The 12,284-nt window shown below is 57.0% G+C and carries 11 protein-coding genes; 3 read left to right on the top strand and 8 right to left on the bottom strand.

Translation table 11 applies throughout. The annotated features are described in order from the left end of the window. Nucleotides 1–281: 281 nt before the first annotated feature. The 4 genes from ACUVSA_RS05355 to ACUVSA_RS05340 form a co-directional block, all read right to left on the bottom strand. Entirely contained in the window at nucleotides 282–2,747 is a 2,466-nt protein-coding gene (locus ACUVSA_RS05355; protein ID WP_445894054.1) for a Lon protease family protein, read from the bottom strand. Between the two features lie 55 nt (nucleotides 2,748–2,802). Next, nucleotides 2,803–3,057: a KH domain-containing protein gene (locus ACUVSA_RS05350; protein ID WP_445894053.1), complete on the bottom strand. Its 255-nt coding sequence runs from the start codon at nucleotides 3,055–3,057 to the stop codon at nucleotides 2,803–2,805. Beyond that, nucleotides 3,054–3,365, bottom strand: a complete 312-nt coding sequence (locus ACUVSA_RS05345) for an MTH1187 family thiamine-binding protein (protein ID WP_445892510.1) — start codon at nucleotides 3,363–3,365, stop codon at nucleotides 3,054–3,056. Before ACUVSA_RS05345 ends, ACUVSA_RS05350 begins: the two co-directional genes overlap by 4 nt. Before the next feature lie 237 nt (nucleotides 3,366–3,602). Beyond that, nucleotides 3,603–4,442: a sugar phosphate isomerase/epimerase family protein gene (locus ACUVSA_RS05340; protein ID WP_445892509.1), complete on the bottom strand. Its 840-nt coding sequence runs from the start codon at nucleotides 4,440–4,442 to the stop codon at nucleotides 3,603–3,605. A gap of 187 nt (nucleotides 4,443–4,629) precedes the next feature. Between ACUVSA_RS05340 and ACUVSA_RS05335 the strand changes: the two genes are divergently transcribed. Next, nucleotides 4,630–4,905: a cupin domain-containing protein gene (locus ACUVSA_RS05335; RefSeq protein WP_445894052.1), complete on the top strand. Its 276-nt coding sequence runs from the start codon at nucleotides 4,630–4,632 to the stop codon at nucleotides 4,903–4,905. 214 nt (nucleotides 4,906–5,119) lie between these two features. After that, the gene (locus ACUVSA_RS05330) at nucleotides 5,120–7,072 is read left to right on the top strand and encodes an acetoacetate--CoA ligase (RefSeq protein WP_445892507.1); all 1,953 of its coding nucleotides are present in this window, start codon (nucleotides 5,120–5,122) and stop codon (nucleotides 7,070–7,072) included. Between the two features lie 186 nt (nucleotides 7,073–7,258). Here ACUVSA_RS05330 and ACUVSA_RS05325 read toward each other — a convergent pair whose 3' ends face one another. The 3 genes from ACUVSA_RS05325 to ACUVSA_RS05315 form a co-directional block, all read right to left on the bottom strand. Next, the gene (locus tag ACUVSA_RS05325; protein WP_445894051.1) at nucleotides 7,259–8,362 is read right to left on the bottom strand and encodes a VgrG-related protein; all 1,104 of its coding nucleotides are present in this window, start codon (nucleotides 8,360–8,362) and stop codon (nucleotides 7,259–7,261) included. Nucleotides 8,363–8,619: 257 nt separating this feature from the next. Continuing rightward, a complete protein-coding gene (locus ACUVSA_RS05320; protein WP_445892505.1) occupies nucleotides 8,620–10,017 on the bottom strand; it encodes a class II fumarate hydratase in 1,398 nt (465 codons plus the stop codon). A 138-nt stretch (nucleotides 10,018–10,155) separates the two neighbouring features. Further along, nucleotides 10,156–10,311, bottom strand: a complete 156-nt coding sequence (locus tag ACUVSA_RS05315; protein WP_445892504.1) for a hypothetical protein — start codon at nucleotides 10,309–10,311, stop codon at nucleotides 10,156–10,158. Between the two features lie 194 nt (nucleotides 10,312–10,505). Here ACUVSA_RS05315 and ACUVSA_RS05310 point away from each other — a divergent pair, with 194 nt between their 5' ends. Then, nucleotides 10,506–11,426 (top strand): M28 family peptidase, encoded by a 921-nt coding sequence (locus ACUVSA_RS05310; RefSeq protein ID WP_445892503.1) that lies wholly within the window; start codon nucleotides 10,506–10,508, stop codon nucleotides 11,424–11,426. Between the two features lie 250 nt (nucleotides 11,427–11,676). On the opposite strand, the gene ACUVSA_RS05305 is transcribed toward ACUVSA_RS05310, so the two are convergent. Then, nucleotides 11,677–12,273: a type II secretion system protein gene (locus ACUVSA_RS05305; RefSeq protein ID WP_445894050.1), complete on the bottom strand. Its 597-nt coding sequence runs from the start codon at nucleotides 12,271–12,273 to the stop codon at nucleotides 11,677–11,679. Between the last annotated feature and the right edge of the window lie 11 nt (nucleotides 12,274–12,284).

The raw sequence follows: 12,284 nt of genomic DNA, 5'->3' as shown, positions 1-12,284 counted from the left end.
GAGCAAAATTAGACGGGCACACCACAGCCGGCCGAAAGAGCTTTTGGAAATGGGCACGACCGATGCACGGTTGGCCTTGAAGGGCATTGCAACCAGCAGAGGCGGCGGAAATACCCGCCGGCCCGCCGTGAAGCGTTGTGGCACGATCGTCCGGGGCCGCGCCTTGGCAGCTTTGAAAGCTTGCCAGCCGGCCCCGGGGCAGTGCAAACGTCCAGGATGCACGAGCGGCGTGCACCCTTGCCGCGTGTCATTCTCGGGCAAAGAGCACTACGCCGCTTTATCTACCGATCGCAGGAGGGGCATCCCGCCTCGCCCCCTTCCTCTGAGGCGCCCTTGGCGCCGTTTTCCTCTTTTCCGAATTTTTTGACGATTTCGGCAATTTCTTTCAGACGGTCGTCGGCCCTGCGGAAGATGGTCCCTTCCGAATAGGTGCCGTCGGGCTGGAGTTCTCCGGCAGGCACGCCCGTCAGGATCTCGATGCCCTCCTCAATACGGCTCACGGGCCAAATGTGGAACTTGCCTTCCCGCACCGCATCCACCACCGCTTGCTTGAGCATGAGGTTCCGCACATTCTTTTCGGGAATGATCACGCCTTGGTCGCCCGTTAGGCCCTTGTGCGCACAAATATCAAAAAAGGCCTCGATTTTTGGCGTCACGCCGCCCACGGGCTGAATTTCACCCTTTTGGCTCACCGACCCCGTCACGGCAATGCCCTGCTTGATGGGCACACCGGAAAGAGCACTCAAAATGGCGTAAAGTTCAGTGCTGGAGGCACTGTCTCCTTCCACCATACCGTAACTCTGCTCAAAACACAGGGTGGCCGTCAGGGAAATGGGTTTGTTGTGGGCGAAGCGTTCCTTGAGAAAACTCGTCAGGATCATCACACCCTTGGTATGGATGTTCCCACTGAGTTTGGATTCCCGTTCGATGGCCACCACGCCGTCGCGTCCCACAGATACCGTGGCCGTGATGCGGTTGGGCTTGCCGAATTCGTGGTCGCCGGTCATTAGGACCGAAAGCCCGTTGACCTGGCCCACTTTGCTTCCCGTGGTCTCCACCCAAAAGATGTCTTTCTTGACCAGTTCCTTGACCCGTTCCTCAATGAGGTTGGCTCGGTAGATGCGCTTTTGCACCGCCTGATGCACATGGTCTCGGCCGATGAACTCGGCCCTGTCCAAGGCGGCGAAATAGTTGGCCTCTCGCAGCAGATCGCTGATATCCCCCAGCTCCAGGCTCAGCTTGTCCCAATCCCCCGTCACCTCCATGCTGTATTCCAGCACGCGGGCCACACCCGTGCGGTCCAGATGGCGAATCTTGTTTTCCTCGCAAAACCGGCTGATCATGCGGGCACATTGAAGGACCGTGTCTTCCGTGCGATCCATCTGGTCGTCCAGGTGGGCTTTGACTTTGAAAAGCTTTTGGAATCGGTCGTCGTAAATGTACATGAGGTGGTAGAGGTAGGGATCGCCCGTGAGCACAATCTTGACGTCCATGGGAATGGGTTCCGGGCGAATGGTGCGCGTGCTGAAAATGCCGTACAGTTCCCCAAGATCCTCGATTTTAATCACCCCGTCGCGCAACGCTCGCTTGATGGCTTCCCAGGAAAGGTACCATTTCAAAAGGTCCAAAGCCTTCATGACCAGGTAGCCGCCGTTGGCCCGGTGCAGGGCTCCCGGCTTGATCATGGTGAAATCCGTAAATAAGGCACCGAACCAAGCCTGCCGCTCAATGCTTCCGAAAAGGTTGGGGTAGGCCGGATTGGATTCGATGACAACCGGAGCTCCCTGGGTTTCGGAGTTGTCGATGAGCACGTTGACATCGTAGCGGCGCATGGCCGCTTCTCGAGGCGGCATGGGAAAAGGGCCCACCTGCTGCTGGCCTTCCGGTTTCTTCTTAAATTCATCGATGTTTTCCAAAATGTCTTGCTGAACGGCCTTCAGGTATTCCAGGACACCGGGTTCGTCTTCGTATTTTTCCAGGTAATGTTCCAGAAGTTGACCCACCACGAACATAGCAATTTCGTTGTCAAGCTTGGCGTGTTTTTCTTTGAATTCGGCTTCGGCCTGACGAATGCGCTTGATGGCCGCCTTCATCTTTTCGTGAAGCTCGTCGCTCTTCTCCCGAAGGGCTTTCTTCTCCTCGTCGCTCAGCTCGCTCAGCTCCTCCTGCCCCATGGGCTGGCCTTCCTTGTTAGCCGGAATGATCACCATGCCCACTTGAGAAAACTGCAAAATGAAGCCTTCTTCGCGTGCCATCTCCGACAATTCGTCAATAATCTGGCGCCGACGCCGTTCAAAGCCCTGATGCACCTCCGCTTCCTTGGCGCGGTAGTCGTCGCTATCAAACACTTCGGGAATCTTGGCTTGCAGCGTTTGAATAAAGGATTCCATGTCCTTTTTGAGTTCTTTGCCGCGGCCGGGCGACAAGCAAAGGCTCTTGGGCTCGTCGGGTTGCTTGAAATTGTAGACGTAGCACCAATCAGGCGGCGTCGGTTCCTTTTTGGCCTGTTCTTCCAAAAAGGTACGGGCGATGTAGGTAAGCCCTGCTTTGGCGGGACCGGCAATGAAGATGTTGTAGCCCTTTTCCTTCATCCCCATACCGAACTTGATGGCGTCGATGGCTCGTTCCTGGCCCACAACACCCTCTTCCAACGGGGTGAGAACCCCCGTGTGCTCAAAGGGAAAAGCGTTCGGGTCCACGCTCGCTCGAAGCTCCTCCGCCGCCAATTCTCTGAAATGTGTGGTCATGCCCTCTCCTCCGCATCCTTACAAAGGGTTCGCTGCGGCACCGCCCTGCCCGCCTTCAGCCGAGAATTTCCAAACGGCACTTCTTTCCCATACTGCTCGCCACAACCTGCACCACCGTTCTCAAGGCTTCGATGGTCTTACCGCTTCTTCCGATGACTTTGCCCATATCCTCAGGAGCCACAGACAGTTCAAAGAGCACCGTGTCACCACTGCTTTTTTCTTCCAAGACCACCTTGTCCGGGTGATCCACCAAAGATCTTGCAAGATAATACACAAGTTCACGCATGTCTTCCCCACCCCGATGGGTCATGGCACAGCACCTTTCATTTTTTCCAAAACAGAACGCACCTTCTCCTGCGGCGTGCTCGCTTGATCACGGCGATCGTCGATCTTGATCTGCGTCAGGACCCTTTGCACGCCACTTTGAAAACAGCTTTCGTGCATCGCTCGAACGGTTTCCAGGATCTTGTCCAAATCTCCATAGATGATGGTTCCCATGGCTGTCAATTCGTAAGAAAGGCCGCTCGCCTGCAAAACGGCCACCGCCCGGGCCACTTCATTGCTCAGGCTCGTCCTCGCCGTGCCCAACGGCACCACACTGACTTCCACAATGGCCATACCGCCCCCCTCTGAAGCTCATCGGAGAATAGTTTGGTCGCGTCCATTCGGCTTGAGGCTGCAAATGCGCTGCAAGCCGAGACAAGGTTTCGCGGCTTGCGCCGCCTCGACAAAAGGTGTTCTCGGACACGCTCCTCACATGCATGTTATCGGATGATCTCGCCTATCCGAGCGCCGCCCCGTCGCAAAAGGTTATCGCGCCATGGCCGTCTCCAGAGCCTGCACCCCGCAACGTCCTTAAGGCCTCGTCCCCCAACGCTTCTTAAACCACGCGTCGGGAAGAACCTTGTCCAGATTGACCAGGGTTTTCACAAGATGCTCTCTGGTGTGAGGTTCCACCGTCAACAGCGGCTTTCGTCCTTGGCGCACCAAGGTTTCAAAAAGATACGCAAAGTTGATGGTCCCCATGCCCACGGGCAGATGGGTATCCCGAGTCCCGTCGTTGTCGTGCAGGTGCACTTCCATCAGACGCCCGCTTAAAGCCTCCAGCCATTCCTTAAGGCTCGTTTGCGAAAAGGCGTGCTGATGGCCCACGTCCAGACAGAATCCAAAGAACGGCGAATCCAGCCGCGAAAAGATTTCCTCGTGCAGGGACGGATCTTCTTCCCACACATTTTCCAGGCACAGACGCACTTTGTCCCGATGAGCGCGATGCACCAGAGGCTCCCACAACGCCAGGGCCCTTTCCAACCACGCCGCCCTTTGTTCACGATGGTGGCGAGGATCATAGCCCGTGTGGCAGACAATCTGCGTCGGTTGCACTCGTGCCGCCACGTCAAAAATCTGATGCCACCGCAGAAGGCTCACCCGACGGACCAGGGCATCACAGCTGCCCGCACACAGCTCCCAGAAAGGACCATGAAGCGTCAGTCGACATCCCCACGATGTCAACAAAGCCACGGTGCCGTCCAGGGCTTTCCAATCCAAACAGTCCAAATCGTCGCCTGTAAAACCCAGTTCCAGATGAAACCGTTCCTCACGAATGACATCGAGATACTTGGGCAACATGGCCCAGGGCATATTGACATGCACCCATCGAAGACTTTGAGGCACCTGCGCACCGAAGAACCGGCCCATGCTCGCCATTCCTTTTGCTTGTCAGACCCACGAAAAACGTTTTAAATCTAAGGTGCCGCACCCTCAATGCCCTTTCCTTTTCAACCTTATCTTACGGCAAGGAGCGTGAACCATGAAGATTCAATCCTACTAGGATATTCCCGGCATCTTTTTCGACAATGAGGCCGCTCGAGGCGTCACAGGCCGCGTGTTTATCGGATCACAGGATGGCGCTCAGCGCTTTTGCATGCGCTTCTTTGAAATCCATCCTGGCGGCCACACCCCTCGACACTCCCACGACTGGGAACACGAAATCTTCATCCACGAAGGACACGGGTCCGCCTACAAGGAAGGCCGGTGGGTGCCCATCACCCAAGGCGACGCCCTATTTATTCCTCCCAACGAAGAACACCAAATCAAGAACACCTCCGATAAGCCCCTGCGCTTTGTTTGCCTCATTCCCGCAGGTCCTGCGGAACTTTAGGGCCAGCGCATGTTTGCGTAGTTTTAACTTTTGTTCACATAAAAAACCTGCTAGCATTAGGCTGTGCTTCTATTCGTGGCCGCCGAACCGCGTCTTCTTGCGACCACGCCTCTGGAACTCACTTCGCTCTTCCTTTTCAGCGGTTGGCATGCGGATGGAAGGCATGCCAGGGCATCTGGGGGAAGGACCACATTCATCGCAAATGGAGGCTTTCATGAGTCGACTGCTATGGCAACCCAGCGAAGAGCGCATCCGCCGCACGAACATGTTTCAATTTTTGCAGCATGTGAACGCCAAACACGGCACAGCGTTTCGCACTTACGATGATTTATATCGGTGGTCCATTGAGGACATTCCCACCTTTTGGGCGACGCTGTGGGACTATGCGGGCTTTGTGGTCAGCCGCGGCTATGATCTGGTGGTGGACGATGTGCACAAGATGCCTGGAGCCCGCTGGTTTGAAGGAGCGCAGCTGAACTTTGCCGAAAATCTCCTACGTTACCGGGATGATCGCATTGCGCTCAGCTTTAAGGGCGAGGGGCGTCCCACGGTGCACACCACCTATGCGGAGCTTTACGACCGGGTGGCCCGGCTGGCGGCTTCTCTGAGGGCCATGGGGATTCAGCCCGGGGATCGCATCGCCGGCTTTGTGCCCAACATGACGGAGACGGTGGTGGCCATGCTGGCCGCCACCAGTGTGGGTGCCGTGTGGTCGTCCTGTTCCCCCGATTTCGGCATCAAGGGCGTTCTGGACCGGTTCGGCCAAATTCAACCTCGAGTGCTCTTCACCGCGGATGGATATCACTACAACGGCAAGACTTTTGACTCCCTAGAACGCATCAGCGAGATCCTCAAGGAACTGCCAACCATTGAAAAGGTGGTGGTCATCCCCTATGCGCAACCCAACCCCGATCCCGGCCGCGTGCGCAATGGTGTTCTGCTGGACGAATTCATGGCCAAGGAATCGGGCCTCAGCGTGGATTTTCAACAAGTTCCCGCCAATCACCCCCTTTACATCATGTACTCTTCGGGCACCACGGGTATCCCCAAATGCATCGTGCACGGCACCGTGGGCACCCTGATTCAACATTTCAAGGAACTGAAGCTCCACACGGACGTCACCCGCGACGACACGATTTTTTATTTCACCACCTGCGGGTGGATGATGTGGAACTGGCTGGTGAGCTCCCTCATGCTGGGCGCCCGCGTGCTCCTTTACGACGGCTCGCCTTTTTATCCCGACCCGGGCGCCATGTGGCAGATGGCTCAGGACGAAAAAATCTCCATCTTTGGCACCAGCGCCAAGTATTTGGCGGCGGTGGAAAAAGCCGGCGTCAAACCCAAGGCATCCTATGACCTGAGCGCCCTTAAGGCCGTTCTGTCCACAGGATCACCCTTGGCCATTGAAAGTTTTGAATACGTGTACCGGGACATCAAGTCGGATCTTTGTCTATCGTCCATTTCCGGAGGCACAGACATCATTTCGTGCTTTGCCCTGGGGAACCCCATGGGCCCGGTCTACGCTGGAGAACTCCAGTGTCGAGGCCTGGGCATGAAGGTGGAAGCCTGGAATGAGGACGGCAAACCGGTCGTCGGCGAAAAGGGCGAACTGGTCTGCACGGCCGCGGCGCCTTCCATGCCCATCTACTTTTGGAACGACCCCGACGGTCAAAAATATCGGGATGCCTATTTTTCCGTCTTTCCCGGGGTGTGGCACCACGGCGATTTCATTGAGATTACGGAACACGGCGGTGTGATCATCTACGGCCGTTCCGACGCGACCCTTAATCCCGGCGGCGTGCGCATCGGCACGGCGGAAATCTACCGTCAGGTGGAAACCATTCCCGAAGTTCTGGACAGCCTCGTGGTGGGACAGGACTGGGACAATGATGTGCGCGTGATTCTTTTTGTCAAACTCCGCGACGGCTGCGCCTTGGATGAGGCCCTGGTTAACCGCATCAAAACCGCCATTCGCACCAACACCACACCCCGCCATGTTCCGGCCAAGATCATCGCCGTTCCGGACATTCCCTACACCATCAGCGGCAAGAAGGTGGAGCTGGCGGTGCGCAAGGTCATTCACAATCAGGAAGTGAAAAACAAGGACGCTTTAGCCAATCCCGAGGCCCTGGAATATTACAGAAACCTGCCGGATCTGGCCTGCTGATGCAGACCCCATGGGTGGACTTTTGCCGCCGCCGCGGACTTTAGAGCGTATTCCCCAAGGGTTGAGCTGCGTCCTTTCGGCTTGCGACTGTAGGAGCGCCGCGAGACGCGATCAGGCGTCGCGGCGTGCGCCGCTCATACCGAAGGAAACGAAAAATTCCCCGAAAAGCTCTGTTCGAATCGGCTTCTAGGCTGTGGAATCGGAACTTCCTTGCAGCATGGCCAAAGCCATGGCTTTTTCTTCCTGATATCGCCGCAAAAGAGCGTCCCGCAAGGACCCTAAGGAAAACCGGCTCAGTCGGCTCCGATCCCGATACACGGCGTGAATCAGCGCCGTTTCATCCGTGACGTCCACACGCCCTTCCTGTCGGCTCAAGGCCCGAATAAACATGTCTGCAGCCATTGCCGGGCCATGCTGCACGGCAGCGCTCCACAGCACCTCCTGCACCGGCCGCGACGCCCCACTTAAGTCTACTCCCGTCGCGACCAGCACGGCCTGTCGCGCAGGTTCATAATGTGTCTCCCGAATGAAAGCCTGTTGCAGCGCGGCAAATCGCTGAGGGTCTTCCCGGGCGATGGCCTTCCACACTCGGGGCATGGCCCCCTGTGTGCCCCCCGTATTGGCGGGCCCCGCCGCTCGAAGTCGTTCAGCCCAGCGGGGTTCATGACGGGCCAAAAAATCCAGAAAGCGAGCCATGGTGCCAGGCCGCGACGCAATCTGGTACACACCGTAGGAGGTGCCTCCGGCGGGATCGTAGCCCACAGCCTCCACCCCCGCCCCGCCGGATTCAAAGCGAGCCGACAAACCACCGAGAGATGACTCCGGTGAAGAAGAGAGGTTCTCCTGGGATGACGTGTCCAAGAAGACCGAAGGGGCGCCGTCGGGTTGCGCGGACGAAGCCCCCTGTGAGGAAAGACTGAATCCGTTGGGTCTTAAGGCTTTCCATGCCGCTGATCCGGACCCCAAGGCCGAGGCTTTGAGGTAGGCTGCCGTCATCAAAGCCTGCAAGCTTGCCGGATCCGCCATCTGCATTTGGGCCCGCAGACGTTGCAGGCCTTCCCCGTGGACCGGCTCTTTCATGAGAGCCATTTCTTCCCCTGCACCCTGAACAGACCCCGAGCCTTCTTCGGCTCCACGGAGCACGTTTTCAAAAAGCCGCTGTCCCATGGCTCGAGCCAAAGTGGCGGCGTGAGCGGGCGATACGGCGGTGCCTGCACTTGGACTGGGAATCGTCTTGCGTATAAAGGACACACCCACCCGATTTTCCTCCTGTACGGCATGTTTTTCCATCGCCACCTTGTGTGGACGCAAAGGCGCCGCATCTTTCCACGAGAACCTCTTCTTGCCGCCGTACGTAGCAAAATCCAGGCCGTGATGGAAGGCTAAAAGACCGCCCTTCCCTCGGCACCCCAAAGGCAACTCCCTTCGCGGCAATCCACAAATGCCTCTCCCTTGAAAACCACCCCTCTCGTCGGCGAACCATCTCCAAGGGCCTTTCGAGCTTGTTCACGAATGGCTTTGCTGTCAGAGTCTTGACGCCTTGGCCGTCACGGGCGAGAAGGAGGCACCCCAAGCTTCATGGCGGCTTCGATGGCTTCCGGGTCGGCAATCCCCATGGCAAGAGCCGCCTCCCGCACGGTCACTCCGTCCCCGTGGGCCTTTTGCGCCACTTGCGCCGCTTTGTCGTAGCCCACCAGCGGCACCAAATAGGTGGCCAGAGCCAGGCTTTTTTCCACATAAGCGGCGCAATGTTCCCGATGCGCCTCGATGCCTTGAATGCACTTTTGAGCCAAAACCCGGGCGCCTTGGGTGATCAGCTCAATGGATTCCAGCAGAGTATCCGCCAAAAGGGGCAGCATCATGTGGAGTTCAAAAACACCCGCCTGCCCGGCCAGGGTGAGGGTCGTGTCGTTTCCTATGACGCGGGCAGCGGCTTGAAGCACGGCTTCCAGAATCACGGGATTGACTTTACCGGGCATCATGGAGGATCCGGGCTGCACGGCGGGAAGCTGCAGCTCACCGAGACCGCATCGCGGGCCGGAGGCCAGCCAACGCACGTCATTGGCGATTTTCCAAAGGCTTACGGCGGCGGTCTTGAGGGCGCCTCCGGTTTCCACCACGGCATCTTGAGCGCTTTGCGCTTCAAAGTGGTTTTCGGCTTCCCTGAAGGTGCAGCCCGTCTCCCTATTGATACGATCCAGCACTTCCGTCACAAAACCCGTCGGCACTCCCACGCCGGTGCCCACCGCCGTTCCGCCTAAAGCCACCTCGCACAACCGCGGCTCCACGGACCGCAGCCGCTCTGCAGCCAAAGCCACCTGTCGAGCGTAGCCGGAAAATTCCTGACCCAATGTGACCGGTAGGGCGTCCTGAAGGTGTGTGCGGCCGATCTTCAACACATCGGCAAAGGCTTGGGCTTTTTCGCGAAGCGCCTTTTCCAAAAAGGCCAGGGCCGGCAGCGTGGATTCCTTGATGAGGCGCCAGGCAGCTATGTGCAGAGCTGTCGGGATGACGTCGTTGCTGGACTGGGCCATGTTCACGTGGTCATTGGGATGGACGGGATGTTTTCCTCCCCGTTGTCCCGTCAGGATTTCGTTGGCCCGACCGGCCAACACTTCATTCATGTTCATGTTCGTGGACGTGCCCGAACCGGTCTGAAACACATCCACAGGAAATTGGTCCCAGTGTTGTCCTTGCTGCACCTCGCGAGCCGATCGACACACGGCATCAGCCAGGACCGGGTCTAATCTGCCGTGGGCCGCGTGGACTTCCGCCGCCTTTTCTTTGATCAGCGCCAAGGCTTTTAGAAAAGCTTTCGGCATGGTGCGGCCGCTTATGGGAAAATTTTCCACCGCCCTTTGGGTCTGCGCACCGTAATAGGCCGCTCGCGGCACAAGAACTTCTCCCAGGGAATCCCTTTCCCGTCTTCGCTCTTCGTGGCCCATACTTCCCCCTTGTGAACCGCTCCTTTGAGGCAACGTTATCTTGCAGAAACTTTTCTCCCAGAAGGCCTGACAGTGTCCAGGTCAATCAAAGCGCTGATGCAAGTTTTGAAGCTTGAACAAACCATATCGAAGACTTTTTTAAAAGATCTGCACAGTGCGGTGGGGTGGCAGTTTTTGCAGGTTTTCCCAGGTCGCGTTAACATGTTCTTGTTCCAGCTCGATGGCCTGATACAAGGCCTGTTCGCGCGCCTGCGTACGCCGTCGACGCGCACGCTCTATGGAAATCACGTTCATGGAGTCCCCTTTCCCAGCACGGGGTTTTTTTTATTCTAAAGCACATCCCGTGCCAGAAAGGTGCGCCGTTGGTGTAACGCGTTCAGGACAAGGAGTAAAGGGCCATGGCACCCCTGCCCGGAACACTGACGGTGCAAGGCGTTGCAGCAGATTGTCCAGGAATAGGAGTTATGATCCGTTTTGTAGGTGCTGCCATGACAGGTCCGCTCACGAGCTCAAATGATTTGGACTTGGCCGCGGTGGAAAACGCTCTGCGGTGCCATGTGCAAGTGCTCACAGTGGGGATCGGGGAACGCAGCGTGGACAAACTCTCGGGGCATGCACGCGCTGCGCGCTACATTGCGAAAACCTTGCAGTCGGCAGGGCTTCGCGTGTGGAAAGAGCCTTATCGTTACGAAAAAAACACAGTGGCGAACATCTTGGCGGAAACCACCGTTGAAAAACCTCTTCGCCGTTACGTGGTGGGAGCCCATTACGATTCTTTGACGGGAACAGTGGGAGCCGACGACAATGCCAGTGGCGTCGCCGTTCTTTTGGAGACGGCTCGATGGGTGCAGGCCCTTCACTGCGCACCAATGTCTCAGGTCACCATTCAGTTCGCGGCCTTTGCGCTGGAAGAACCTCCCGCTTATGGAACGCGTTACATGGGAAGCCGCGTCCGTGCCCGAAATGCCAAAAAGGCTCACGAGCGTATTGACGGGATGATCTGCTTAGAGATGGTGGGCTACACCTGTGGACAACCGGGCTGTCAGAGTTATCCTTTCCCCTTAGGTTTCATGAACTATCCGTCCACAGGGGATTTTATCGGTATTGTGGGCAACTTTTCTTCTCGTAACCTGGTTGGCGCCATGAAAAGATCGTTTCGGCGCAATCCCCAGCTTCCCGTGGTTACCTTGACCGTCCCCTTGAACGGCTGGCCCATTCCCTCCGTGCGCCTCAGCGACCACGCGCCGTTTTGGGACGCCGGTTACCAGGCCGTCATGATCACGGATTCCGCCTTTTATCGCAATCCGTATTACCATACCGTCCTGGACACCATGGAAACACTGGACTTTCCGTTCATGGCTCAAGTGGTCAAAAGCCTGGTCGGCTTTTTGTGTAAGCCGTCTTCTTGAAACAAGCCTTTGATGAAACCCGTTACCCCCGGGCTCTTCGCCACATTCGAACGCTCATTGGGGATTGTTCGAACTCGGCCTTTCGACTTCTTCCTAAGTTTTCTTTTGAAAGTGGCTGGGGCGGAAGGGTCCCCCCCCTTCCGCCCCTTCAGAGAGAATTGTGAGCTGGGGTCAAAGGTTCAGCGAAGCAAAAGACCCGGACTATTGGAAAGGGAACCGGTGCAAAGAAACCCGTTCCTCCTATAGGGCCTTACAGCCGGAAATACAGATCGTAGATGACGTTCGGACTTGCCACATAGTCACCTGACCCGCGAATACTTCCCGTATTGTACACCCCGTCGTCGTACTGCTGATCCAGACTTGCGCAGACATCCCCCGGCATATTGTCAAAACCAATCCAGTGGGTCGTCAAACCTTGAACCGCCACATACCCGATACCGATGGATCCTCCGTAAGCGTTGGACGGCGCTTGGGCTCCCGAACCGACAAGGAGATTCGCCAATCGCATATGGTACCAGGCCTGACACGTTTCCGTCGTCTGGGTGGTGCATCCGAAGGTAAACCCGTTGATCAAGCCGTCATTATTTCCGGACTGCGGCACAGGGTTCGCGCCGGCCCACCGGGTCGCCGCATTGGGGTCGTCTCCCGGATACTTGCCGTAGCGGTCGTAATAGGCGTAGACGGCCGCCAGCACTTCCCGATACTGATTGTAAGCCCTTTTGATTTTGGCATTGTTGATGAGTTCCTGGCCTTTGAGCACAGCACCCAAAAGGATGCCAATGATCACCAAAACGATGGCCAGTTCTACCAGTGTAAAACCTCGTTCATCCTTAGCCTTTCCTTTCATCCTTCACCTCC

Source organism: Desulfosoma sp., assembly GCF_052743555.1.
Note: the sequence above shows the minus strand (reverse complement) of the source record. Positions and strands in the feature narration are given on the sequence as shown.

Excerpts from the sequence above, each read along its gene's own strand:
- ACUVSA_RS05350 (WP_445894053.1), bottom strand. The coding sequence starts at position 3,057 with ATGACCCATCGGGGTGGGGAAGACATGCGTGAACTTGTGTATTATCTT.
- ACUVSA_RS05345 (WP_445892510.1), bottom strand. The coding sequence starts at position 3,365 with ATGGCCATTGTGGAAGTCAGTGTGGTGCCGTTGGGCACGGCGAGGACG.
- ACUVSA_RS05340 (WP_445892509.1), bottom strand. The coding sequence starts at position 4,442 with ATGGGCCGGTTCTTCGGTGCGCAGGTGCCTCAAAGTCTTCGATGGGTG.
- ACUVSA_RS05355 (WP_445894054.1), bottom strand. The coding sequence starts at position 2,747 with ATGACCACACATTTCAGAGAATTGGCGGCGGAGGAGCTTCGAGCGAGC.
- ACUVSA_RS05315 (WP_445892504.1), bottom strand. The coding sequence starts at position 10,311 with ATGAACGTGATTTCCATAGAGCGTGCGCGTCGACGGCGTACGCAGGCG.
- ACUVSA_RS05320 (WP_445892505.1), bottom strand. The coding sequence starts at position 10,017 with ATGGGCCACGAAGAGCGAAGACGGGAAAGGGATTCCCTGGGAGAAGTT.
- ACUVSA_RS05325 (WP_445894051.1), bottom strand. The coding sequence starts at position 8,362 with ATGGAAAAACATGCCGTACAGGAGGAAAATCGGGTGGGTGTGTCCTTT.
- ACUVSA_RS05305 (WP_445894050.1), bottom strand. The coding sequence starts at position 12,273 with ATGAAAGGAAAGGCTAAGGATGAACGAGGTTTTACACTGGTAGAACTG.
- ACUVSA_RS05310 (WP_445892503.1), top strand. The coding sequence starts at position 10,506 with ATGACAGGTCCGCTCACGAGCTCAAATGATTTGGACTTGGCCGCGGTG.
- ACUVSA_RS05330 (WP_445892507.1), top strand. The coding sequence starts at position 5,120 with ATGAGTCGACTGCTATGGCAACCCAGCGAAGAGCGCATCCGCCGCACG.